At 56.8% G+C, this 24,930-nt stretch carries 23 protein-coding genes; 9 read left to right on the top strand and 14 right to left on the bottom strand.

Translation table 11 applies throughout. The features are described 5' to 3' along the window. Positions 1-90: 90 nt before the first annotated feature. Both BLR25_RS11075 and BLR25_RS11070 read left to right on the top strand, forming a co-directional pair. Positions 91-924: a substrate-binding periplasmic protein gene (locus BLR25_RS11075; protein WP_091937554.1), complete on the top strand. Its 834-nt coding sequence runs from the start codon at positions 91-93 to the stop codon at positions 922-924. Positions 925-945: 21 nt separating this feature from the next. Then, positions 946-2,580, top strand: a complete 1,635-nt coding sequence (locus tag BLR25_RS11070) for a diguanylate cyclase domain-containing protein (protein WP_091937552.1) — start codon at positions 946-948, stop codon at positions 2,578-2,580. Between the two features lie 270 nt (positions 2,581-2,850). Here BLR25_RS11070 and BLR25_RS11065 read toward each other — a convergent pair whose 3' ends face one another. The 3 genes from BLR25_RS11065 to BLR25_RS11055 are packed head-to-tail and all read right to left on the bottom strand — an operon-like array spanning position 2,851 to position 4,490. Next, positions 2,851-3,207 carry a DsrE/DsrF/TusD sulfur relay family protein gene (locus BLR25_RS11065; RefSeq protein WP_091937550.1) on the bottom strand — a complete coding sequence of 119 codons (357 nt, stop codon included), beginning with the start codon at positions 3,205-3,207 and terminating at the stop codon, positions 2,851-2,853. Between the two features lie 28 nt (positions 3,208-3,235). Continuing rightward, positions 3,236-3,811 (bottom strand): class I SAM-dependent methyltransferase, encoded by a 576-nt coding sequence (locus tag BLR25_RS11060; RefSeq protein ID WP_091937548.1) that lies wholly within the window; start codon positions 3,809-3,811, stop codon positions 3,236-3,238. A gap of 4 nt (positions 3,812-3,815) precedes the next feature. Next, entirely contained in the window at positions 3,816-4,490 is a 675-nt protein-coding gene (locus BLR25_RS11055) for an ArsR/SmtB family transcription factor (protein WP_091937546.1), read from the bottom strand. Between the two features lie 359 nt (positions 4,491-4,849). On the opposite strand from BLR25_RS11055, the gene BLR25_RS11050 reads away from it, so the two are divergent. Both BLR25_RS11050 and BLR25_RS11045 read left to right on the top strand, forming a co-directional pair. Continuing rightward, complete coding sequence (locus BLR25_RS11050) at positions 4,850-5,293, top strand: bacteriohemerythrin (RefSeq protein ID WP_091937544.1); 444 nt, start codon at positions 4,850-4,852, stop codon at positions 5,291-5,293. 69 nt (positions 5,294-5,362) lie between these two features. Next, on the top strand, positions 5,363-6,997 hold the full coding sequence (locus tag BLR25_RS11045) for a methyl-accepting chemotaxis protein (RefSeq protein ID WP_091937542.1): 1,635 nt from the start codon (positions 5,363-5,365) through the stop codon (positions 6,995-6,997). Positions 6,998-7,888: 891 nt separating this feature from the next. Here the strand turns inward: BLR25_RS11045 and BLR25_RS11040 are convergent. Then, positions 7,889-9,115, bottom strand: coding sequence for a type II toxin-antitoxin system HipA family toxin (locus BLR25_RS11040; RefSeq protein ID WP_091937540.1), 1,227 nt, complete (start codon positions 9,113-9,115; stop codon positions 7,889-7,891). Beyond that, on the bottom strand, positions 9,112-9,411 hold the full coding sequence (locus tag BLR25_RS21950) for a helix-turn-helix domain-containing protein (protein ID WP_091937538.1): 300 nt from the start codon (positions 9,409-9,411) through the stop codon (positions 9,112-9,114). The genes BLR25_RS11040 and BLR25_RS21950 overlap by 4 nt, the downstream gene beginning before the upstream one ends. Before the next feature lie 525 nt (positions 9,412-9,936). On the opposite strand from BLR25_RS21950, the gene BLR25_RS11030 reads away from it, so the two are divergent. The 4 genes from BLR25_RS11030 (at position 9,937) to BLR25_RS11015 (ending at position 13,818) form a co-directional block, all read left to right on the top strand. Beyond that, complete coding sequence (locus tag BLR25_RS11030) at positions 9,937-10,410, top strand: hypothetical protein (RefSeq protein WP_091937536.1); 474 nt, start codon at positions 9,937-9,939, stop codon at positions 10,408-10,410. A 446-nt stretch (positions 10,411-10,856) separates the two neighbouring features. Continuing rightward, positions 10,857-11,645, top strand: coding sequence for a ParA family protein (locus BLR25_RS11025; RefSeq protein ID WP_091937534.1), 789 nt, complete (start codon positions 10,857-10,859; stop codon positions 11,643-11,645). After that, positions 11,642-12,520: a ParB/RepB/Spo0J family partition protein gene (locus BLR25_RS11020; RefSeq protein ID WP_091937532.1), complete on the top strand. Its 879-nt coding sequence runs from the start codon at positions 11,642-11,644 to the stop codon at positions 12,518-12,520. The genes BLR25_RS11025 and BLR25_RS11020 overlap by 4 nt, the downstream gene beginning before the upstream one ends. A 47-nt stretch (positions 12,521-12,567) precedes the next feature. Continuing rightward, positions 12,568-13,818: a replication initiation protein gene (locus BLR25_RS11015; RefSeq protein WP_091937530.1), complete on the top strand. Its 1,251-nt coding sequence runs from the start codon at positions 12,568-12,570 to the stop codon at positions 13,816-13,818. 164 nt (positions 13,819-13,982) lie between these two features. On the opposite strand, the gene BLR25_RS11010 is transcribed toward BLR25_RS11015, so the two are convergent. Then, entirely contained in the window at positions 13,983-15,812 is a 1,830-nt protein-coding gene (locus BLR25_RS11010; RefSeq protein WP_091937528.1) for a phage integrase family protein, read from the bottom strand. Positions 15,813-16,173: 361 nt separating this feature from the next. On the opposite strand from BLR25_RS11010, the gene BLR25_RS11005 reads away from it, so the two are divergent. Then, a complete protein-coding gene (locus BLR25_RS11005) occupies positions 16,174-16,422 on the top strand; it encodes a hypothetical protein (RefSeq protein WP_143009834.1) in 249 nt (82 codons plus the stop codon). Positions 16,423-17,050: 628 nt separating this feature from the next. Here the strand turns inward: BLR25_RS11005 and BLR25_RS10995 are convergent. From BLR25_RS10995 to BLR25_RS10965, 8 genes are all read right to left on the bottom strand, one after another. Beyond that, a complete protein-coding gene (locus tag BLR25_RS10995) occupies positions 17,051-17,686 on the bottom strand; it encodes an aldose epimerase family protein (protein WP_218122709.1) in 636 nt (211 codons plus the stop codon). Further along, complete coding sequence (locus BLR25_RS21540; RefSeq protein WP_218122708.1) at positions 17,687-17,974, bottom strand: aldose epimerase family protein; 288 nt, start codon at positions 17,972-17,974, stop codon at positions 17,687-17,689. It lies immediately after the preceding gene. A gap of 1 nt (position 17,975) precedes the next feature. Next, positions 17,976-19,355, bottom strand: a complete 1,380-nt coding sequence (locus BLR25_RS10990; protein ID WP_218122707.1) for an MFS transporter — start codon at positions 19,353-19,355, stop codon at positions 17,976-17,978. Positions 19,356-19,441: 86 nt separating this feature from the next. Then, positions 19,442-20,326: an NAD(P)-dependent oxidoreductase gene (locus BLR25_RS10985; protein WP_091937520.1), complete on the bottom strand. Its 885-nt coding sequence runs from the start codon at positions 20,324-20,326 to the stop codon at positions 19,442-19,444. A 1-nt stretch (position 20,327) separates the two neighbouring features. After that, on the bottom strand, positions 20,328-21,746 hold the full coding sequence (locus BLR25_RS10980) for an MFS transporter (RefSeq protein WP_091937518.1): 1,419 nt from the start codon (positions 21,744-21,746) through the stop codon (positions 20,328-20,330). A gap of 27 nt (positions 21,747-21,773) precedes the next feature. Beyond that, on the bottom strand, positions 21,774-22,781 hold the full coding sequence (locus BLR25_RS10975) for a zinc-dependent alcohol dehydrogenase (RefSeq protein WP_091937516.1): 1,008 nt from the start codon (positions 22,779-22,781) through the stop codon (positions 21,774-21,776). Positions 22,782-22,837: 56 nt separating this feature from the next. Continuing rightward, positions 22,838-23,725, bottom strand: coding sequence for an aldolase (locus tag BLR25_RS10970; protein WP_176785844.1), 888 nt, complete (start codon positions 23,723-23,725; stop codon positions 22,838-22,840). Positions 23,726-23,770: 45 nt separating this feature from the next. Continuing rightward, complete coding sequence (locus BLR25_RS10965; protein WP_091937512.1) at positions 23,771-24,709, bottom strand: carbohydrate kinase family protein; 939 nt, start codon at positions 24,707-24,709, stop codon at positions 23,771-23,773. Between the last annotated feature and the right edge of the window lie 221 nt (positions 24,710-24,930).

Below are 24,930 nucleotides of genomic sequence, written 5' to 3'. Positions count from 1 at the left end.
ACAACAAGATCGCCGGCTAGAATGGAAAAGAATTAACTCCGAAAAATGTTTGGGGTCACCCCATGCTAAATTCATGATCGGAAGATATCGATGAAGGTGTCCCGCAAAATCAAGAATCTGCGGATCTTGACGATTCTTTCGTGCCTTGGCGCACTGTTCATCAGCGGCATCGCCGCGGCCGGCCCCGTCGACTGTGGGAGCTCACCGATTCGGGTTGGGCAGTTCAAGCTCGGCTATAGATATTACATTGAGAATGGCCAAGAGAAGGGCATGAACAAGGACATCATGGAGGAGATCAAAAAGCGCACCGGATGCCTTTTTATCACCCAGGAAATGCCCTTTGCAAGACTGTGGGCTGATCTCTCCAGCGGCGAAATCGATATGACACTGTCTGGAATCCGTAGCCCGGAACGCGATAAAACATTGTGGTGTATTCCATCAATCACGGCGAAAAATTTCGTGGTGATTGGCCCACAGGCGCAAGCATCAGTGAAGAATGCCGCCGATTTCATTGCCAACGAGAAGCTGCAGTTCGGCATGGTTCGTGGCTACACGCACGGGAAGGAACTCGACGCCAAGCTGGACAGACTGAAGCAAGATGGTCGCGTCGAGGAGAGTGGAAATGTCGACGTACTCTTCGAAAAACTGAAGCACGGCCGAATCGACGGTTTCTATTCCTTCCCCTTCGTCTATCGCAAGAATATCAGCGAACTGTCGATGGAGAAGGACGTCACGATACAAGACTGGGCGCCCAAGGACCCCGGCATCGTCGGATGCATGATGCTGACTAAACAGCGTTTCTCAGAGGACGAGGCCAAGCGCTGGAACGCGCTAGTCCAGCAGATGCGCGCCGATGGAACCTTGAAGCGGATCTTCGTTCGCTACGTCTCGCCAAGCGAAGCCGACAAAATGCTGAACTTCTAGCTGCAGACCGGCAAGGCCGCAATGAACTATTGGCACTCACTGGCGGGCCGTCTCTTCCGGCTAGTTTTTGGCGGCTATCTGGTGCTCGCCATTGTCGTCACGGCGGTCCAGTTGATCCTTGAATACGCCACGATCCGGCAACAAATACATGAAGATCTAGATTCGCTCGGACAGTCCTTTAACGGTGGCGTCGCCAACGCCATGTGGGAACTGGATGTGCCACTAATGAAAACCATGGCGCACGGCATCGCCCAATCCTCCATCGTCACCGGCGTCAAGATCGCGTCAGCAGAAGGAGAAATCTTGGCGACAGAAGGCGACATTCCATCCACGAACGAAAACCTTGCTTTGGGATTCTTGGCGCCCTTCCAGTTTAACGCGACACCCTTGAAAAGGAAGACACCAACCGGGCTCAGGAAACTAGGCGAACTCACGATCTACGCAGACCGTTCAGTCGCCCTGAATCGCGTGAAATACAGTTTTTTCGTCATTCTGATCAACTCGCTGATCAAAACGACGGGACTTTGGCTGATTTTTTACCTTGTCATCAACAAAGGCTTGTCGCGCCCCCTGGCAAAATTGACCGAGGTCGTCACGCAGTTCGAACTGATTGCTGGTGCCAAGGAAACCATTTCGATTGACTACCCTTATCAGGACGAGCTGGGCCGGCTGATGGCGTCGATGCGGACGATGCAGGAAAGGCTGCGCCGTGCGCACGAGGCGCTTGAGCACTCGAACCGCAACCTGGAAAAAACTGTAGCGGAAAGAACGCAGCATTTGTCCGAAGCTTACGAATTCAATGAAAAAATTTTGCTCAGCTCGCCCGTCGCCATGGGCGTCTATCGTAGTGACGGGCAATGCGTGATGGCCAACCAGGCGTATGCAGAACTGGTTGGTGGCACCCTCGACGCACTGCTAGCGCACAACTTCAACGACCATCTTGCCTGGAAAGACAGCGGATTGTTTGACGCCTGTCGGGAGGCTCTTGCACAAAGAGTACCGCAACGCATTGTCATTGACTTACTGACCAGCTTTGACAAGATGGTTTCTCTGGATTGCCAACTGCTACCTACTGTTATCGGCGGTAATGCACATTTGCTCATCCAATTCTTCGATCTCACCGAACGAAAACGACTGGAAGAAGAACTCCGGCACTTCGCTTTTCATGATCCGCTGACACTGTTGCCAAACCGGCGGCTGCTTGTCGAGAAGATCCAGCATGCGCTCCGCTCCGGCAAGCGGCGCGCAAGCCATGTCGCCCTGCTGTTCATTGACCTCAATCGCTTCAAGGAATTGAACGATACGCACGGTCACGAAAGCGGCGACCGGTTGCTGGTCGAGGTCGCCAAGCGTCTCACAAACGCGGTCCGCGATGCCGACACCGTCGCCAGGCTCGGCGGCGACGAATTCATTGTCTTGCTTGAAGACTTGGGTCCTGACCATGAATTGGCCTATCACTATGCAGGAAGTGTGTTGCAGAAAATTAGGCAGACATTCGATGCCGAGATACGGCTTGGACGAGGTGTTTTTCACCGGTGTTCGGCCAGCATCGGCATCCAAATTGCGCGCGGCGATGAAACCGATGCAGAGACGCTAATCAGGCAGGCGGACGCCATGATGTACGAAGAAAAAAAACGGCGCCGATCTGCCGACTAGAATCCGACGTTTTCGGAGTTCTGTGTGAGTCTGTCGCTACTTCGGATCCAAGGACGGTTGTGGGCACACACATTCCGAGAAAAGGTCACACTGAAAGTCTATTTCATCTTGTGACCTACCGCAGTCCACATCAACCATATGAGCGCCCGACTCTAAGGTCAGTTGTCGTTCGATCAGGCAATATTCGGTCTTGCCAATCCATCGCCCACGCGGCGTGTCGTACCACGCGTCGTGCTGCGCCGGGGCCCTAGTGAAAATCGAAGCTATTGCTCAGAAGGTGATGACCTTGTCGCTCTCGACGACCCAGTCGGCGAGAGCCTGCATCGTCGACTTTTCGGCGCCCTCGAAGTACGGTTGATTCTTGTAGATGCCACAACGCGCCATGCAGGTGCCACAAACCTTGACCGTTACACCGCCGACAATCAGGTCTTTCAACATCCGCGATAAGTCCTGGTCATAACCGGCCGGCGGACGGCACGAATCGCGCGCCATATCGACTGCATCATTCATCAGGAAGAGACGGATCTCGTGACCCCCTTCCGCCAGTTTTCCGGCGAGACGCAGGCCGTTCCAGGTGACATCGGTCCCGTTGTAGGGTTCGTGGTTGAAGATGAGCAGAATTTTCATGGCAAGTCTCCCTTTGTGTTCGCCTGAATCAGCGTCGCCCAATCAAGCCAAAATGAAACGGACAGCAGTGCTGCAAATCAATCAACTCAATGGACTCGAATCTTGCCTGCACCATCCAGCGTCGGCATTGATCCAAACTGGGGCGGATAGCCAATGACGGCCCACGCGGGGTAGGAATGTCGCTTCGCCAATGGATGACGGAAAGAACGCCAGCGGGTCGCAGGATTCGATGCGCTTCGGCCAACAATGCGTGGGGATTCTCCAAATGCAGCAGGTTGTAGATCATGGCGTGTGCCTGGGAACCATCAGCAATGCCGGTACCGTGCGCCACAAAATCGCGAAGAACCGGGTGAATGTTGGGCAATCCGCCTGCTTCAGCCTTGCAGCGCAGCGATGCGAGCATGTCAGGCTCAATGTCTAGTGCAGTAACCTTGCCAGTGATACGTCGGGCTGCGGGGAGCGTGAACGTGCCGTAGCCGCAGCCAAATTCAACGAGATCGCCTTGAAGGACAGAGTCCCCTAGCAATGTTTCAACCGCCCTGTCCGCATCGAAGAAACTTTCCCAGTAGGCCTCCTCCGGCATGCCACTTTCACGCCCCTTCATGTTGTCATGTCTCGCACGAGTTGTGTTCGACGGGCAACCCGGCGGCTTGCCATTCGCTGACACCGTCTGAAATCTTGCGTATCCTGTAACCGCGAGCGCTCAGCAAAGCAACTGCTTCATCGGACAGCAGGCAGAACGGTCCTCTGCAATAGGCGACGATCTCCTTGTCCGTCGGGAGTTCGGAAAGGCGCTTCTCGAGTTCGACCAAGGGCATTGAGCGGGCAAACGGCAAGTGTGCCTCGTCGTACTCCGACTGCGGCCGAACATCGATGACGACCACGTCGCCGCTTATCACTTGTTCCAGAAGCGCCGCCCGACTGACCGCTACCAGTTGCGATGGACTCTCCGAGATCTGTCGCAGTGCCAGTTTCAATTCGACGAGGTGCTCTTCGGCCACTTCCCTGAGATTAACCCACAGATTGGCTACATCTTTGCCGGCGAGTCGGTAATAGATGTATCGGCCATCACGCCGTGGCACCACTAGACGGGCTTCCTTCAGCGTTCGCAGATGCGCGCTGGTCAGCTTGACGTCAATTGACAGTTCTTCCGTCAGCGCTTCAACGGTTTTTTCGCCTTGCGCAAGCAGTTCAAGCATCTCCAGTCGTTTCGGACTGGAGACCGCTTTGCCGATTCGGGCAACCTGCTCGTAGAGCGCGTCTTTGAGTAATCGGGTTTTCATGGCAATATTCTAACATCTATTAGAATATTCCCGGATGCACGACGGCAACTCGGGGCCGAACAACGGAGGCGGCATGACTCGCCCGCTGTAGCCATACGTATCAATTACAAGGAGTCCGGATAAGCCACCGCTGAGGCGTAACCGTGGCAAAGTCGGTGACCTACGGAACACTTGCTATTCACGTGAGGCACTAGCCTGCCCTGGGTAGTCGTTCAACGTGCATCGCTGGGTAATTTTGGACGCGCGCCGACAATTAACTTCCATTCAGGCAACATATTCTTCTTATGCTCGTTCTTCGTTGTCTGGTTAACATGACATGAGGAATCTGTCAGTGCTAGTCTCAACCATGGTTACGGCATATGCGGGGCATTAAATTGGCGTTAGATACTGGTTGTGCTTACACACTGTCCACACTACTGACGGGAAATAAGCTCATTGATGCCGAGCACGCCGAGCTGTTTAGGGCGTTGGAAAAATTGCTCGAGATTGCCAAATCTCAGTCCGCAGACTCCGAAGCTTTTTCCGAGATCTTCAGCAGAATTGGTCTGGATCTCGCCCGTCATATTGATCATGAAGAATCCCTATTTCTCGCCTCTGACATGCCTGCGGCCGACATTGACGACCACATCCGAGCGCATGTTCGCATCATGGAAGAGTTTTCTTCCCTCAACCTGGACCTGATGCAAGGCAAGTCGATCGACAATGCCACCGTAACGTTGATGGCACGGCAATGGATTCTGAATCACGTAGTCAAGTATGACTTAAAGCTCCGTCCGTTTGTCGCAGACAAACCAGAACCTTGAGTATTTAAAAAAGCGCACTCACATAATCCCGAACCCTGATTTCGCAACAAACCCGCACCTGGAGGCGTAATGAAAATCAACATGCCCGTAACCAATGTCGAGACACTGCTTCCTGAGAATGAGTTTATCTATTCGGCAACCGACTTGAAGGGCGTCATCGTTGAAGCAAACGAGGCATTCGCCAACGTTAGCAACTACGCTCGGGAAGAAATGATTGGGCAGTCACACAACATGGTACGGCACCCGGACATGCCCCCAGCAGCATTTGCGGATATGTGGAAAGACCTCAAGGCCGGTCGGCCGTGGCGAGGCGTCGTAAAAAACCGAAGAAAAGATGGTGGCTTCTATTGGGTGGTGGCGAATGTTTCACCTGTTCGGGAAAACGGCACTGTCGTCGGATTCCAGTCGGTTCGGTCTCGACCTTCACGGGAAGAGATTACTTCGGCCGACGCTGCCTACAAACAGATCAGAGACGGCAGTACCTCTCTTTATGTTGAACACGGGCGCGTATTCCGAAAGCGGCCCGAATGGGTTAATCAAGTACTCTCACTTCGAGCGCAAATGATCGCGATTGGGATCATGGCCTTGTTAGCTGCAGTGAATGCGCTCACTGGCCATTTAGGTATCCCAGCACTTCCCGATACTGTTGCGGCCTCGATGGCGATATTCGTGATTTGCTATGCGTTGTTCTATCTCGTTGGATACGTCCCCCAAACGACAACTGGCTTGGATAAAACAAAGCAGTGGCTAGGCGATTTGCTTTCGAGCGGAAATATGCGCAAGCGCTTCACTTTGGATCGCCGTGATGTCGTCGGACAGATTGCACGAGAAGCAGATATGTTTGTGTCGTCGGTACAAGCGACGGTGCAGGGGTTGGCAGATATCTCGAAGCAGGTTCAATACGCCACCAACGATGTCAATTCTGGTATGGCTGTTTCGCATGACTCTGCCGTTAAACAAAGTGAAGCAACCGCTTCCGCCGCCGCCGCAATTGAAGAGGTTACTGTCTCGATTGGTGAAGTCGCAACGCATGCAAAAATGACACGAGATACAGCGCTTGAAACAGGTCAAATATCACATAAGGGTGCAGCCGTAACTAAAAGCGCGAGTCAAACAATTCAAGCACTCGCAGACAACGTACGTATTTCTGCGGAACAAGTCGAGTCGCTTGGGCAGAGATCCGAAGAAATCAGCCGTGTTACAGAAGTGATTAAGGAAATTGCCGATCAAACCAATCTGCTTGCGCTCAATGCGGCCATTGAGGCCGCCAGAGCAGGAGAAACGGGTCGGGGCTTCGCGGTGGTAGCCGATGAGGTCAGGAAACTTGCTGAACGAACCGCCAAAGCAACTGAAGAGATTGGTGGCATGATCCGAACCATTCGGGATGAAACGAGCCGGGCTGTAGATGGCATGAGAGCTGGCGCCCAACAGGTTGCGGAGGGGGTCACTCTCGTGAATGGCGCGGAAGAATCACTGCGAGAGATTAATACCGAAATGGATAAGACGACCCAGATGGTTGAGGAGATCACACATGCATCGAACGAGCAACAGAGCGCCATGCTCGAGCTTGCTCAGAACGTTGAACGGGTTTCTCATATGACCGAACAGAATGTGTCAGTCATCAACCAGACCGACGCAACCGTCAAGTATTTAAATTCCGTAGTCGTTCGGATGCAAAAGGCAGTGAATCAATATGGCATCTGAGCGGGTGAAAAACAATAGTTGAGTTCGATGCTTCGCCCAGGCAAGCCTAAAGACTAAGATACTCCTCGACAAGGAATAAAAAAGCCGCCCAGTAGGGCGGCTTAAGGGGGTATGTCTAAGTGCTGCATGAACAGCATAGCACCGACTTTCGCCATTGTTCAGAAAAAACCAATAACACGCAGAAATTAACTTCCGTATCCACTTCGATGATGTCAGCGACTTCTGGCTCTCTCGGAGCTAGAAAACGACCAGTTCGCAGCTAATAAAACATACGGCCACCAGCGGGATATTACCCTCTGTTGGCCGTTAAAAGGCTGTCATGGTGACACAGGCCCAGACTAGAGGTATCACTGATGAAAGTCAATTATTCTGTAATTGCCTGCGGTTCAGCTAACACTAATCTCTTGATCAGAACGCTCTGATTATCGGAAGCCGCTAAATTATGCGAGGCTGACAGCCATGCCAAACGGGCCTCAGGTGATAACTTTCCAGGCCACTGCCATTCCTCAACCAAAATAGGTAGCAAGCGAGTATTCAGCGCAGTTGTGAACGTCAGTCTCCATGAGTTTGACTGATTAAAGCTCTGGTCGAAAGTTCGAGCTCATAGAAGATGCGCAGTGCTTATTGTCCGTCGTCAATCGCTGCGTCAGCATATAACCGGTACCCCCCGCCCGAGTCTGACTCTTTCCCGTCCCACAAGCCGAAAGTCTCGCCGGCCCCTAAGTGGGCGTTGTGGCACTGGTGGTTTTGGGAGGATTTGCCGGCCCCGTGTTGCCGAGGTTGGTTGGAGGTCGGTGGGGTTGGCGAATCGATGCCGGAATTGCCGGCCGCCGGAAGCGCTTGAAATATATTGACCGCTCCTAAATACCGCCTTCGGGCGTTTTTTTGCGATCACACCAACCGTGCCGCATTCTCCCCAATAATCCCCTTCAATTTCCCAACCGTGTCTCTGCGGATGCGCCCGTTTTTCAAGAGATCCGGCGCCGCTCTTGCCATCGCTAAAACAGCGTCAATACTGGAAACCGCATCCTTTCTCGGAACCCCGTTTTCGGCCGCCAGTTGAAGAAGATGTCGCCGGGCGGGTTTCCGCCCTTCCCCGCAAATATCCATCTGATGCTCTCCTCCTGGGCCTTCGCAGAAGGTTACGTCATACGCCGGGGCGAGCTCCCAGCGCCCTTGTTGGTTGAGTAAGAACGAAAAATTCTTGGGATGATCGTCGCGGTTATTGAACACGACGTTAAATACGCAGCGCAAAAAAACTTGTTTAATGTCACGCTCGTCATGGGTAATCGCGCGGGTTGCACGCAGCAATTCGCGGTAGCTTAGCGTTCCCGGAACCCTAAAATTGACGTGCAGAAGGCTCGCAAGCGTTTGGACCGGGATCCGCACTCCCTGCTTTCGGTCGAATCGCGCAATGCCAAATGCCGAAAGCTTTTTGCCGATGTCGAAATATGCGGTTTCAGGAACGTCGATTCCGCACTGCTTGGCCATGAAAGCGTACAAATGTTCGATGGCGCACACTTCCTTGTGCTCGGACTGGGCTGGGAATTTCACGAGCCACGATTCGCCCGCCATCTCGTCCAGATTCGACATCCGACCTGTATCCCGATCGTAGAACACCAGCACTTTTGGCCTGGCGCCGTGCGGAGAACCTCCCATCAAGGCGAGTTGGCCAAGCAACACCGTGTCTTTGTCGGCTAAGACATCCTGCACCGCATTGGCTAACGCTAGCAATTCGACGTCGCGAGTTTCCAGGGCGTCTGATCCGTCTGGCTCGAATTCAAGAGCACCCATGGCGTGCTTGCCCACAAAAGCGAGGCGATCGAGAGGCGACAAATCGGCTGGGTTTAACCCTCTCGCTCTAAAAGCTCGATCCTGCAGCAATAATCCCCAGCCGTCAGGCAAGGCATCTGCGATGAATCCGGGTAATCGAAGAAGGAAGTCTGGGAACCCCGCGTAAGCTTGCGACCGGAGTTTTACGTGGATAGGCGATAGCTCAAGCCCTCGGACGAGGGCTTCGCTCGAATACTCAAAGAGGAGTTGCGATCCGTCGTCTGCAAGTGTCCCCAGCAAGAAATGCTCGTTCCACCCGGCATAAATTACGCTCAATTTTTTCATCGAAACCTCCGTGCTCGCTGCCTCTTGTGACTCGCCATTTCCATTTGCTTAATCGAGGTCGCTTTGAATATGAGCAACTCGTTTAGCTGTGTAACCAAGCCCAAAGTTACGACTAACTTTATGAAGTTGCCGAACGAAGCCTTCCCTGTTTTCTCGAAGGCCGCCACCATGCCTTTCGACAGGCCAGCGCGATCCGCTAGTTCCTTGTGAGTCAGGTTTTGGGCGAGCCGATGCTCTCGCAGACGTCGCGCAAGCTCGAGCGAGATTTCGTCAGGGGTCGAGAGTTCAAATAACATAAAAATATGGTTAACACATGAAAAGTTAGTGTATGTCACATAATAATGGTATATAAACAGGCAGAAATCAATTTTTAGGCTAAATTTTCATTAAATAATATGTGGTTTGGATGCAAAACTCCTGCGTGGATCCGTGATCCCGGCCTTTCCTTCCACGATTTCCGATTGCGCCCAATGATTTCAGAAGTCGACGAAACAACCCTAGAGAGCAGCCCCCTTTTTTGCACAGGGCCGCTGCTGTCGCAATCATCTTCGATTTTTTTACGCCAGAGTTGCGGAAATTGAGGGCGGTATTTTCGAAGGGCTGCCCGTTGAACACGAGCACAACCTACATTACCAATCGTCTCGGTTATCCATTTCGCCCTGATCGTCGAATCCCTGCGTTACTCATTAGCGTGCACACGCCGTAGTTTTGCCCCAATTCGCCAACACGCATTAATAACCCTTACGCACGGGTGCGTAAGGGTAGCGTAAAATATAACTCCAACGGCTTCGCCGCCTGTTTCCAACAAAAGGAAGTCGTCCATGCCCCCCTGCCCACCGAATCTCGCCAAACGGTTTCCGTTCGCCGCGTCCTGGATCAAGCAGCAGCTTGCCGAAACGACGTTCCCTCCTTCCTTTCTCATGCGCGCCGTGGATCTCTATGAGCAAAAGCGCCTTGCGCAGAATCTTCACGCTCCGGACGCGAGCGCATTGGCCGGCGCCTACGGCGGGATTCTGAAGACGTGGCAGGCTGCCCTGGTCGAAGTCATCACCACTGACATCATTACCGAATTGAAAATCGATCCTGGTCGGCAGCGCATCAAGGACCTTCAGAAGGAGATTTTCGGTCGCGCCCAGCAATCAAAGGATCTGAAGCGGTATGCAGTGGCCATTCGTCATGGCGGCGGTCGTGCAGCTCCGATGCCCGAAGTTCCGACCGACCTTAAAGACGAGGCGCGCGAAATGTTCGAGCGGCACAGGGATTTGTTGAAGGCCGAGGTGGAGAGATCTTGCTGAACGGCGAAATCGGCGGAACGCCGTAAAAGCTCACCTTTGGGTATCAAGACGCCGTAAAGGCTCACCTTACGATGCCGTAAAGGCTCACCTAAAAGCCCTGACGACGCCGTAAAAGCTCACTTTTCACGCCGTAAAGGCTCACCTTACTCCGCTGTAAGCACCGCTACGTAACGGTTTCGGCCCCTGTTAACGATTTTAACTTTGTGTTTATCAAAAGAACACTCAATGTGTGTTATTAAAATTTTACATGTGTTGATAAACGCGAAAAATTCTACAGGACGCCGTAAAAGCTCACCTTAAATAGCAAGACGCGTTATGTATTAAGTTACAACGAGTTGCTATATACATAGAGACAATTTTCATTGACTATTTCAGCCCAACCGCTATCATTTATCAACTTCAGCAGATAATCACCTGCGAATCGTTGAAAACAACCGGTGGGAATTATGATCATATCTATCGCAAACCACAAAGGCGGCGTTGCTAAGACAACCCTTGCGGTGAACGTCGCGGATGCCCTCGCCAGGGAAGGTCTTGACGTTCTTGTTGTCGACCTTGACCCCCAGGCCAATGTCACAGCGCTGCTCTACAGTGCAGAAGAAACACCGGGAGTTCCTCTCGAGAAAGTTCTAGACGGTTCGACCTCTGTTGCACAGGCCGTTATCGAACAGACCACTGTAGATGGTGTGCATCTCATCGGTTGCTCGCTGAAGCTCGCGAACTTGGAACGGCAGCTACACGCCACCCCGTTTGCCAGCACATCTCTTTTGTCGCAGAAGCTTGCGCCGGTCACAAAAGTCTATGACGTAATTATCCTGGACACACCGCCAGCCCTGAGTTTCCTCACGGCAAACGCGCTCGCCGCATCCGACTTTGTTTTCACGCCGCTGTCGTCTGGTTCAAAGCTTTCCCTGATCGGTGCTGATGATTTAGTGGCGTTCATTCACCAAGCGAAAATCGCAAACCCGAGATTGAAATTTGGCGGAGCCGTTCTCACTCGCCACGATTCGAGAAAGAAGGTTTGCCGATTAGTGCAAGAGGCAGCCAGTGAGTACTACGAACGCGTTCTTGAAAACACGATGCCACTCACGACCGACGTGGATAAAGGGCAGATCGTAAACAAGACTGTTCTCCAACTCGAAAGAGACTCGAACGTATCACGCGCCGTCGTTGGCATTGCCCGAGAAATGATGTCAATTACAGGGCTGGAGAGCAAGCCGAAGGATAGTAAATGAGCAAAATTAGCGAAAAGGATCTTGCAGCGGGATTGAGAAATCGGCGCAACCCTCGCGTGATCGAAGAAGAGGTCCGTTCGAGCACGGTGATGGGGCAAATGATTAACGACGCGTTGCGCATTCCGATCGCCGCGATCCGGCCATCGCCCTTTCAAGTGCGAGAAGTTACCGAACAAGCGATCGAGGACTTGATGTCTTCGATTGTCGACACTGACGGTTTGATTTCCCCCGTTATTGTTCGCCCCGTTCCGGAGGGTTGTTATGAATTGATTGCCGGACACACTCGTTACGAGGCCTGCAAGAGACTGGGGCACACTGACATCCCCGCGATCGTTCGCCAGTTTTCGGATCAAGACGCTGCACGGGCTTTGGCTGCTGACAATCTTGCAAGAGAAGATCTTTCGGATTACGAAATTTTTAAACAACTCAAATCGCTTTTCGAACTTGGCTTCGTGAAATCGAATTCGGAGGCGTCGAGCCTCATTGGTCGCACGCGACAAGACGTCATCCGCTATAACTGCTTTGGAAAACTTCCATCAAGAGTTCTTGAGATGTTGGAAGCAAACAAACAACTGCTCGGTGCTTCGGCTGCGCAGGCAATCTGTGTCTACCCAGCAGAAAAAGTCGTCGAAGGTTGCGAGCGTTTGGCGAGCGGAAAATTCAGGACGCAACAGGAGCTCATGGCCTGGCTCATTCGACCGGCCGTTTCTCCGCATACAAGACAGGAAACGCGAGTCCTCGACAAAGCCGGAAAGACGATCGGAAAACTAAATCGCGGCATCGACAACATAAAGATCACCGCAAAAGGAATCGATTTCGTAGCGCTTGAGAAAGCATTGCAGGCCGAACTTGAAAAACAAGGGTTCCGCTTCTAGGGGTGTCCAAATTGTACACCCCCCAATGACGCCGAAAAAGCTCACCTATGGGTAAAGAAAACCTTCCCGTCCCCCAAAAAAAAGAGTTCAAGAAAGCGAACGAGATCATTGCTCCACGTGTTGCGCGCGGAGGATCCCTGTCTCTCTTGGGGCGAAAAGTCTTCAACGTCTTGCTTTATCACACGCAGCGATTGGGAGCGCCGGGTGATTTGGCGCCCGAAGGTGCCGAAGTGTTCAAGTCCCTCTATTGGCTCCCGCTATCTGAGCTGGCAAAGGACGCCGCATTCAATTCAGACGACGCTGCTTTACTCAAGGACACCCTCCTTAAGCTCCAGGACATCAAGATCATCACCGATAGCACGAAAGGGTTTTCGTCTGACGTTCTGGTCGCAAGCGTCAAAATCATCCCTGGCGAACGAAAGCGACCAACGATGGTTGGATGGGGATTGCACCCCGCAACTGAGGAAATTCTTCGCTCGCCAGAATTTTTTACGAGACTCTCTCTTTACTATCTAACTTCTCTGAAAACAAACGCTGGCGCAGCTCTCTACGAAAACTGTAAACGCTATGCGACCAACCCTAGTCATCTGACGAGGAGAGAGCCTTGGGAATGGTGGCACGAGGTGCTGACCGGAACGCCAATAGCAACAGAGAAACCAGAGTACAAATATTTCAAGCGCGATACGCTGAAGCCGGCGCTGGCCGAGATCGAAACGACCGACATCCAAGTTGAGATGGTCGAACACAAGAATGGGCGCCGAGTCACAGACCTCCAATTCAAGGTGTTTCTCCGCGCGCAAGGATCTCTCGAGCTACCTCCTCCGCCCGTGATCGACACGGCTCTGATCAAAAGAATCGTTGATATTGGCATTTATCCAAAAGAAGCCGAGGATTTGTTCGCCAAACACGATGAACAGTTTTTGGTGAAAACGCTCGATCTCGTCAGTGCTCGAGCCCGTGACTCAAGCCTTTCACCCATCACGAGCATCGCTGCATTTTTCCGGACTGCGGTGAAGAGGCGCTATGCGGACGCGAAGCAGGCCGGAACACGCCCTCAAACGGACATTGAGACGAAGCAGGCTTTGCAGATCGATTCTCCTGCTTCAAACGAGAAAAGGGAGAAGATCGATGCGGCTCTTAAGTGGTTCGACGACCACGCCGAAGACGAAAGGCAGAGAGTCTTTTCCTCCTTTGTCTCGCAAACCCCTTTTATCCGAGCGCACGCCGCGAAGTCGAAAAAGAGCCCAATGGTCAGGCAGGCTTTAGGTGTGTGGCTGATCGATTCTGGGATTTGCTAACAGCGAACACAAGGGGGGGATTACCGGGTAATCCCCCGTTTAAATTTGGATTGCACAATCCAATGCCTGTTCTTTCAGCAAGGCAGGCAACACCAGAAGCAGCGGGTATTTCGGCCTCTTTGTGCAAAGGATTTTCCACAGGTTTTGTGGATAGCCGCTGCCGATCAACCAAAGAACTTGCCCATCTCCTCGATGCTGCGCCGCTTTTCCGCCTGTACGTAGATCGTCGTGGTTTGAAGGCTAGCGTGCCCCATCACGCGTTGCAGGACGTCGAGCGGAACCTGACTGGCTGCCGCTTGCGTTCCGAACGTGTGACGAAGCATGTGCGGATGGGTGTTCCGAAGCAACTCTCGCTCGTCGGCCTCGAGATCGAGAACCTCTTCGTCAGCAATTCGCTTCAGCGCCGTGGTGATGACGCGGTAGAGACCGTCCTGGCTGAAGCCGGAATCGCGCAATTGACCACTTTCTGAGAGGTGCTTGGTCTGTGCATCCGGGGTAGGAGGGGATACTAATGGGGATAACAGGGGGGTATCGACCATCGCAAAACTAAAATCGAGGTCACGGTCGACCCAGTGGGCGCGAAGCGCATCAATCACCCGGTTCGGTAAAAAAACGGTCCGCCACTTGTTTCTTTTTCCGAGGACGTCAAGTTCCCACAGCGATGAATCCGGAATCGGTTTGAGGTGATGGCGCACGGCAAATGCCACCTCTTCACGGCGCAGCCCGCCGTCGCCGAGCAACAACAGCGCGGCTTTGACGAGCCGGAACTGGGCAGCCAGGTTGATTTTCCGGGAGGCTCCGCGCAGACGATAGCGTTGGGCGAGATCTTCGGGGGAAATGGCGGCCATTTGGTCGAGCAAACCACCACTGCGACTTAGCTTTTCCCAAAGGGATTTGGGCAAGGCTTTATCAATCTGGATCGGCGTCAGAGGCTTTGCAACGGCGGGATCGGCGACCGTCAGCCACGGATTTCCAGCGAGATAACGGACATTGACGAGCCACTCAAAAAAACTTCGGATCGCCTGCACACCATAGCGTTGCGAAGAGGCCGAGGGAATGCCGGCAAAGGGTTTCCAGTCGTGGCTGTGGCGCAAGGCCCGTGGTCCGATCCAGGCTTCGCCCGGGACGGCCAGAAAATCTTTATAGGCTTCGCAGTCCTCCTGGAAAACAGAGGACATCGACGTATCACGCTCAATGATGCACCACAGTAAAAAGCGTTCCAGCTCCTTGCGATAGGCCCGCTGCGTCTTTTCGTTGGCGCGGAAACGATAGAGATAGGCGTCGATGGCATCGAGATCGTTGCGTGCAGAGATCTGACAGTAATTGTTGGCGCGGTTGCGTCCCTGCCGACCGCTGAGCGCCTCCGGGAGCCGGATTCGCTCGAGCGGCACGAGAAACGGTGCCTGCGGACCGATCTCTATGGTCTCGCCACGAATCACCGGCGGCAACTCGATGCGTCGTATCTCCCCCAAGGTCGCGGCATGACGGGACATCCAGGTTTCCAGGCGTTGTGCCTTGCCGGCGCCGATACAGCGCACCGGTTTCCACCAGCCATCCCCCCGGACCTCGATGAGTGCTATCAGGTCGCCCAGGGTGCGGACCGACTCTTCCCGCAACACTGCCGCCACCCGCGGCCGCAGCCAGGCGGAGACGAGATCAGCGCGTTTGGGCCCTTGTCGATCGGCTTCGCCAGCCCTGACCAGAAAATCCACCAGCTTTGGCGACCACAGGCCGCTGCGCCGGGCGTTTTGCAGCATGTCGGCGAGATACGGGTTGGTTTGGCTCGCCTCGATGACCAGGCGGTCGCGCATCGTCTCTAGGCGGTCTCGGAGCGCGCTCTCAGAATCGCAGGCAAGGCGCTCGAGATCGTCCTCGGTGTAGTAGAGCGTGGCGATGCGGCCGAGCGGGAGTCGCTGCAGATAGGCGCGCAGGGCGGCGAAATCGGCCCGGGTATAGCGGACGTCGGGGAGCGAAACCTCGGTGTGCTGGGCCATCTTTAGGTGATTTTAGGGGTGCCTGACGGCGATTTTGCGGAAAAACACATAAAAACGCAAGCCTGATAATAGACGTTATCAGGCAATGATAATCAACCAAACTTGATCTCAGCACTGTTCATTGCTCGGGAAAACGTCTTTCAAAGCAGACGGAGATCCCTCACTCAACGGAATCGGCAACAAGTGCTCTAAGCACAAAATTAACATTTGTACTTGTAAAAAGACATATGTTACATGCGGCTACAAAAGGCGCGCAGAATCAAAACAGACGCCTCGATGGATCCTCGATAACATGGCTTCCGTCAGATGGTGAAGTATTTCACTATGCGACAAAGCCTAAATGTCTACGAAAGGATTTACCATGAGCCCTAGTCCCCTGATCAAGTCGTTGGAGCGTCTGACCGAAAGCCGTACGGCCGCTTCTCTCGTTTCTCTGGCTCTGCTGCTGACAGGCGTTTTCGCTGTTTCCGTTCCACTGCTGATTCTTAGTGGTGTCGTCGCCTACGGTTGGCCGTTCTTGAACGTCTACTTATCCAGCCTGAACGAAGCACCGAACATCGCCCAGGCGCCTGCCCACAGTGTCCTGAACTCCGCTCTTTCTGCTGCTTAAGAGCTGACCTTCAACAATAGAGCCTTGCAAAGGTCAGCTAGTTGAACCTGTGAACGTGAGAATTAGACCTCCAGATCAACAACTGGGGGGGCTGTAACGCTGATGGCCTGAAAGCAAATAGCGGCTTTCCTCCTTGTCGGCCTTTGCTCTGAATTCTGGCTTAGGCCGACGCGACGAAAGGCAACGCTTGGCTACGAAGGCTCTTGATATCACGCTTGGGTGGCGCGCCAAATAGACGGCTGTACTCACTGCTAAATTGCGATGGGCTATCGTAGCCCACCTTGTAGGCTGCACGTTCTCGTACATACCGTGCGAGGGGTATTGGAAAATACCAATGACTATGCGCAACTATCGCAAGACCCCTCACCTTTTCAAAAGTTGAGGATTGACTTTGACTCGACTTCGACACCGCCAAGTAATACGTCTCTCGGGAAGCTGCATGGAGCAAGGCTTACAGCGAAACAGTAAAAATGAGGGGTATACGGCGAGAAGGCGCCCAATCCAGATTCAACACTGCACCGAACTTCACCGCAATGACGAATGTGTTATTGCATCCTCAACCGTCCCATATCGAACTACAGGGCAAGGCACGGACTAACCAAGTCCTAGCCCACCTAGGGCCATTTCTCTACCTGGAATATTCCGGGACAAATTTCAACGCCGATGACACCACTAGCGGATCACGGATGGTTACGAGTCGTGGGCAGGTATTCACGCCATCCGGCGGCCCGGACATCGGATTGACGCAGGTCGCATCGGGCTGCTTGTCGAACACCACGAGCCGTGAAGCCGGCGAAGTCATGCCGAGCCGAATCTTTCCCGGCCAGGAGAGCGAGGCTTGGAGGCCGTCGTCGAAACCGAAGCAGTCATCCCACGGCCCTTCGCAAACCGCGATCCGCTGCCCGGTCGGTAGGTCGTCGGGGCGCGGCTCTTCTTGCCAATCCGCAGAGAAGGCAACCTGCAACCGCTCCCCAGCATTGCCGACCGGCGCCGTCGCCACATACGCGGCGTCGCCGATCCATTTGGCGAACCACGGATGCCAGCCGGCCGCCGCCGGAAAGGGTTCCCCTTCCGTTTCAATGGTGAGCGTCAGGTTGAGCGAGTCGTCCACCAGTTCGATCCGTTGCGTCACACGCCCCGCCCATGGCCAGGGATCACCCAAGGCGAACTCGAATTCGGCCATCGTCCCGTTCGCGGCAATCGTCCGCCACGCCCCGAAACACGCCGTGCCGTGCAGCGCGTGCGGCGGTTTGTTGACCGGCAATTAATAGTCCTTGCCCGCAAAACGAAGCATCCCGGCACGCATCCGGCCGACCCATGGAACAATCGGGAAGCAGCCGTACTGGAAGGCGCGCCGGTTCGGATTCCACTGGCGCAACAGCTCGAACCCGTAGGCTGTCAGGGAAGTGATGCGGCAGCCGTCTTCGGGATAGATCGTCGCGGCGAGTTCACCGCAGCGCAAGTCGATTCTCGGCCCCCTTCGTCCCGGCCAAGGCGCGTCGAAGGCCTGACGGACCGCCAGATAAGGATTCGGATCGAACACAATTGCCATACTATTTCCCGGTAGATGTTGCGCCGACGACGCTCGGCACGGCATGCCCATCGATCTCCTGATGCGGCTTGATCAGGCAGACGCAGACGAAGGAAATCGTGGAGATTGCCGCGAGATATCCGGCGACGAACCACGGCCGGCCGCCGTTCATCGCCAGCAGCGATGAGGCGATCAGCGGCGTCAAGCCGCCGAGAATGGCCGAGAACTGGTAGGCGAAAGACAGGCCGGTGTAGCGGACCCGCGTCCCGAACATGCGCGAGAACATCGTCGGCTGGACGGCGAACATCGACGTCGGCCCCATGAGGTAGGCGACGATCAGCGCCGCCCAGATGACATGGATGTCCTTCGTCGCCAGCAGGTTGAAGAACGGGAAGATGAACACGGCGCAGAACGCCGCACCCGCCAGATAGATCGGTTTCTGGCCCCAGCGGTCGGAGAGGCGACCGATCACCGGGCACAGGACGATGCCGACCGCCGAGGCGATCAGCATCCCGGTCAAGGGCACTTGGCGCCCCATGCCGAGTTGGCTCGAGATGTAGGCAATACCGAAGGCGTTGATCGCGTTCGACGACACGGTCTCGGCCAAGCGCGCACCGAGCGCCAGAAGAATGTTCTTCGGATGGCGGCGGAACAATTCGACGATCGGCAGCGATTCCTTCGGCCGCTCGCCCTCGGCGTCGGCGGAACGTGCCAGCGCACGGTGCGCCCGCTGGAAGTCGCCGGTTTCCTCGACATGCACCCGGATATACATGCCGACGATCAGCATCACGATCGACAGCAGGAACGGAATCCGCCAGCCCCAAAGCATGAACTGGCTCTCGCTGAGCAGCCAGTTGCACAGCGAGAAGACGCCGGTCGCCAGCATGATTCCCGCCGATGCCGCGGCTTGCGGCAAGGAGCCCATGAAGCCGCGCCGCGACTGCGGCGACGACTCGATGGTCATCAGCGCGGCGCCGCCGTACTCGCCACCGAGGCCGAAGCCCTGGACGATACGCAGGAGAACCAGCAGGATCGGCGCCAGCACGCCGACTTCGTCATAGGTCGGCAGCAACCCGATGAGAAACGTCGATAGCCCGACGATCAGCAGCGTCCAGATCAGTGTCACTTTCCTGCCGACCCGGTCGCCGAAATGGCCGAAGACGATGCCACCGATCGGACGGGCAAAGAAGCCGACGCCGAAGGTTGCAAACGCTGCGATGATGCCCATCATCGGATCGGACTGGGCAAAGAACAGGCGCCCGAAGACCAGACCGGACGCCGTGCCGAATACGAAGAAGTCGTACCATTCGAGCATCGCGCCGGCAAAGCTTGCAGCGACGACCTTGCGCATGGCGGCCCCGCTCAAGCCATCAGTTGGTACAGAATTGCGATGGTCAGTCACGACAAACCTCCCTTGGCAAATCGTTCATTGCAACCCCGCCGGGCGAGCGCACGAGAGACCGGCGCCTGCGTTTGCCCGGTGAGAGGTTACACCTTGACCTTCGGCGTGAGCGGCTCGACGATCGCCGCCGCGTCCTTCGCCCCGAGTCCGGCGGCATGCGCCAGCGAGAACACCGACAGGCCGGCCGCCGCGACCGGCGTCGGAATACCCCACTGCGCCGCCGCATTGACCGACAGGCGCAGGTCCTTGGCCGCGAGGTCGACCGCGAAGCGCGGCGCGAAGTCGCGCTCCATCATCCACTTGAGGCGGATGTCGGCCTGGACCGACCAACCGCCCGTCGTGCGCAACGCCTCCATGTAGGTCGCGGGATCGATCCCGGCTGCCTGCGCGAGCAGGTGGCCTTCGGCGAGGACGGCCAGGTTGGTCATGCCGATCAGATTGGAGATCAGCTTGAACATCGTCGCGCCCTCGACCGATCCCATGTCGAACACGGCGTTAGCCATCACGGCCAGGACCGGGCGCAGCTTCTCGACGGCAGCGGCGTCGCCGCCGACAAACACCGGAATTTTCCCCTCGCGGGCCATCGCCGGCGTCTTGCCCATCGTGCAGGCGACGAATTTGGCGCCGGCTTGCCGCTCGATCAGCGTCGCCACGCGTCGCGAGGTCGCCGGGTCGATCGTCGAGAGATCGACGGCGATCGCGCCATCGCCAAGATGCTTGCCGTTCTCAGTCCAGAACGCTTCGACGAGTTCCGGCGTTGGCAGGCAGGAGAACACCACCGCAGCCCCGGCCATGGCCTCCGCTGGGCTGGCGCAAGCGACCGCGCCGAACTTGCCGATGGCTTCGACGGCCGCGGGTGAAAGATCAAAGACCTTGAGCTTCCAGGCGCTCGACAGCCGCTGCGCGACGGCGCCGCCCATGGCGCCCAGCCCGATGAAGCCGATCGATCCCGGCCACGTAGTTGTCGTCATCTTACTTCTCCTCCGCCGTCACTTCGGAAAGCACTTCGGCGTCTTCCGCATCGACGTTGGCACCGATCGGTTCCCAGTGGATCAAGGCACAGGTCAGGAAGCCGATGAGCGGCACCGCCGAGAGCAGGTAGAAGGCGTCGGTCTTGTAGGTCTGCCAGACGATGGGCCACAGGATGAGGCCCGCGATCGCGCCGGTCCGCATGATGGCGCGGGCGAAGCCGACACCGGCCGGCCGGATGCTCGGCGGATAGGAAAGCGTGGCGATCGTCATGCCGAGGCCGCCCGGCCCCGCGGAATGGAAGAAGATGATCGACCCGAGCAGCGCCAGCGCCAGCATTGGGTTTTCTTTCCCGAATGAACCCAGGATCAGCAGTGCGAGGAACACCAGCCCGAAACCGACCATCGACTGGCGGCGGGAACCGAAGCGGCGCACGATCACCGAGCCGATCGCCCCGCCCGTGACGCCGCACAACGCGTTGACCGCAGCCGACCCTGACAATGCGCTGGTCAGCCCGCCGGCCAGGATGCCGGCCAGCGTCAGCGGCAGATAGACGCCGACCGCGTTGTATTGCCAAGCCTGCATCGTCGCCACGACACAGCCGAGGATGGTGCGCTGGCGGTATTTTTTGTTGAACAACACGCCGTAGGCACCGTGCATCTTGACCGAGGATTCCGCCTCCGACGTAATGTTTTCGGCAACGACGGCGTCGACGCCATGGCGCTTTTTGAGAATCTTGCAGGCCTCGTCGAAGCGGTTCGCCCGCGCCGCCCACATCGCCGACTCGCCGATGAAGACGTAGCGCAGGATCATGATGAGGACGGCGAACGCGCCGCCAATGCCGATGCCATAGCGCCAGAGCGCCGCTTCGGGGATCGCGACGGAATTGAGCGTCAGCAGGACGGCGAAGACCACCGTCGTCGACAGGTACCAGCCCATCTGCCACAGGTTGACCGAGGTGCCCGACTTTTTCGAGGTGCTGCCGCGCAGTTCCGCGACGGCGCTCGTCGCCAAGGGGAAGTCAATGCCGAGGCCGATCCCCATGATGACGCGGCAGGCCAACAGCCACCAGATGTCCGGCGTCACCGCGACGGCGGCGGCGCCGACGGTGCACATTCCCATGCCGATCAGGAAGGCGCGTTTCTGGCCGACCGAATTGATGATCCGGTTGGCCAGCAGGCCGCCGATCAGCGCCGCAACCAGCACCGAGGCGTTGATGGTCGCCGCCAGCCCCTGCGAGATGCCGAACTGCGCGGCGATGTACTTGTTGCCGAAGCCGATCATCGCGGCCTGATAAGCGTCGATCAGGATGCCGCCGAGCGCGATCAGCACGATGCCGATCGAAGTGTTGAGCGCCGGGTGCTCGTTGACGAGATCAACGACATCCTGCGGACGGCGGATACGATACGTGGAAGTATTCATTTCGATGTCCTTTGCGTCACGGATAAATCAGGAAGGGAACTTGATGAGAACCTTGATCGAGGTCGGCTCCTTGGCCTTGGCGTAGGCGACCGGCGCTTCCTCGACGGAGACCACGTCGGTGATCAGGTCCGAGGTATCGAAACGGCCATCGGCGAGCCAGCCGATCACGGCATCGAAGTCGTCGGGCACGTACATGCCGGTGCTCAACAGATCGCGCTCGAAACGCTGCATGCTCGGCAGCGGAATTTCACGCGGCCCGTTCGGCACGCCCATGCAGATTACCGTGCCGCCCGCCACGACCTTGGTGCAGGCTTCGGTGATCGTCGCCTGCGCGGCGACGATGTCGATGACCCCGGTAAAGCGCTCGTCGGCCGCAAGTTCGCCGGGCGCCATGGCGCGGTGCGCGCCAAGCTTGAGCGCGAGCTGGCGCTTGCGTGCATCCGGCTCGATGACCGTGATATGGCCGGCGCCCATGATGCGCAACGCCTGCACCACCGACAGGCCGATCGTTCCGGCGCCGATGACCAGGACGATCTCCCGCGCATCGACCGGCAGGCGATTGACGCAATGATGTGCGCAGGCCGCCGGCTCGGCGAACGCCAGCACTTCGAGCGGCAGCGACTTCGGCGCGACGTGGATATTGCGCGCCGGAACGACGTGCGACGAGCGGCCGAACCCCGGCGCCCGGAAACCGGCGACCTGCGGCGGTTCGCACAGGTTGTAGCGTTTGTTGCGGCAGGCGCGGCAATTCATGCAGGCCATGATCGGATCGACGACGACGTGATCGCCGACTGCCGTATTCGTGACCTCGGCGCCGACTTCGGTGACCACCGCCGAGATTTCATGCCCGGTGACGATCGGCGGCTTGGCGAACGGATGGCCGCCGCCCAACACGTGCAGATCGGAACCGCAGACGCCGAGATACGCCGGCGCGATGCGGACTTCGTTCGCTTTCAACGCGGGTAACGGCTCGTCGACTTTCTCCGTGGCGACTTGGCCGATTTCCGTGAATACCACTTTGGTGATTGCTGACACGACAACCCTCCCTCTAAAGCTGACTCAAAGCAAGTGATGCTGGAAAGAAAGAACCTTCAGCGACGGGCCATGCCCTCGTCGACGATCTCGCCGAGACGCTTGAGGCGCGGCACCGAAACGTCGTGGAGCATAGTGCGCACGTCGTCGGCGCCGATCACCGAAGCCCAGACGGCACGGCCAGCGAGGAAGCCGGATGCGCCGGCAGCCATGGCGATGCGCACGGAACGCCCGAAAATGTCGGCCGGCACGCCCGAAGACAGGATGACCCACGGCATGCGGATCTGGTCGTTGAGCTGCTTCGCGGCGTTAAGCAGATCCCGCTCGGCGCCTTTGCCGCCGAACGGCATTTCCGCCTTGTACAGGTCGGCGCCGGTGCCCCCCAATTCCTTGGCGGCGGCGATGATCGCCGCTTCACGGTCGAAGGCCCAGCCGCGCCGCGGCGGGCGAACGACCGGCTCGATGATGCTGACGAGGCCGGCCGAACGGCAGCGCGCCACAAAGTCCTCGACCATCGCCAGCCGCTTTTCGGCGGGCTCGTCCGGACGCCACAACACCAGCAGCTTCATGGCCTTGGCACCGGCGTTGCGCACTTCGGCCGGGCTGACGGCCTCGTCGATGCACACATCGTCGACCGGAATGCCGTTGCCGGGCAGGAACTCGTCGGCCGCCGCGATCAGCGCGCACTGCGGCGCCAACACCTTGGCGGCCACGATCTGGTCGAAGCAGAACTGCTTGTCGGCGAGAATCGCCGAGGCATAGGGCGAGAGGATTTCCGCCGCCGTCACCTTGAAATCGGTCAGCACGCGATCCTCGACCGGCGGCTTGGCGCCGGCGGCGGCAAACATCAGGCGCATCGCCTCGCGCTGATCGACAGCCAGCATGGCGAAGCCGCCGGACGGACGAGCCAGAACGGATGCGACGCTAGGTTTTGAAGAGGTAGTCATGGTTACTCCTGTGATAAATCGGTCATCAAATGAAGGCGCCGCCAATCAGAGGTAGCGGCGCAATTCGTCCAGCGTCGGCACGGCGCTGCGGCCATCGAGCCCCCGGCACGACAACGCGGCGGTTGCATTGGCCTGCGCCAGCGCCGCCGCCCAGTCGCACCCGCGGCAAAGCGCGGAGATGAGCGCACCGTGGAAGACATCACCGGCGCCAAGTGTCGAGCGAATCGTCACACCGTCCATCGCCGGCACATCGACCCGCCCCGGCGCCTGCCCCAGCGCAAACCGGTCGCTCCACCAGGCGGTCGAACCGTGCCGCCCGTTGGTCGCGACCACCGCCGATGCACCGGCCGCCAGCGCCTTGTCGGCGGCGGCGGCGATGCCGGCCAGCGTATGCTCGAGTCCGAATTCGCGCACCATAGATTCGGTAGTCGGCACGTAGAGATCGAGCAACGACAAGTCGAGGCCGGGCACCGGATTGCCGGCATCGACGGCGAGGCGCGGACGCGCCGGCCGTTCCGAGCGCTTCAGGAAGGCGGCGACCGGCGAAAAACCCAAGTGATCGGTATGGACCCATTCTGCATTCCGGACCAATTCCATCGCCCGCGAACCGAACGCTTCGAACGCCGGCAGCGGCGGCACGGCCAGGGTGGAAATCGCCCGCGCTTGCGTGGTCTTGGAGACGACGACGCAGGACGCCTGGGTCGGAACATCCTTGTCGCGAAGCACGCCGGAGACATCGACGCCTTCGTTTTCAAGCAGGCGGATTGCCTGCTCGCCGGTCGCATCGGCGCCAACCCGGCCGATGAACGACACCGGCACGCCTTGGCGGGCCAGCACGACCGCCGCATTGGCCGCCGGCCCCCCGCCGGAAACAATCACTTCCTCACCAACGACCCGCTCGTCGGCCGCCGGGTAGCGCTCGACGAGCGCGAGCGCATCGACGGTAACCACTCCGACACAGACAACCCTGAAAGAACTGGACATCGCGACTCCTGAATCCGCACAAGTAATTTGTTGCTAAGATTACACACAATGTCACAAATCTGTCAACAATTGTTATTTAAACAAACAATAAAATGTTATAAATATAACAATTAATCACCAACCATAGCCGACACGGGCAAATCTTGCTAAAGTGTTAAACAGCTGAATTGCTTGGCAATGCGCTTAGTCGAGCGGAGATTCGCCGCCAGCGGCGCCTGCCG

Source organism: Propionivibrio dicarboxylicus, from assembly GCF_900099695.1.
Classification (GTDB): domain Bacteria; phylum Pseudomonadota; class Gammaproteobacteria; order Burkholderiales; family Rhodocyclaceae; genus Propionivibrio; species Propionivibrio dicarboxylicus.
Note: the sequence above shows the minus strand (reverse complement) of the source record. Positions and strands in the feature narration are given on the sequence as shown.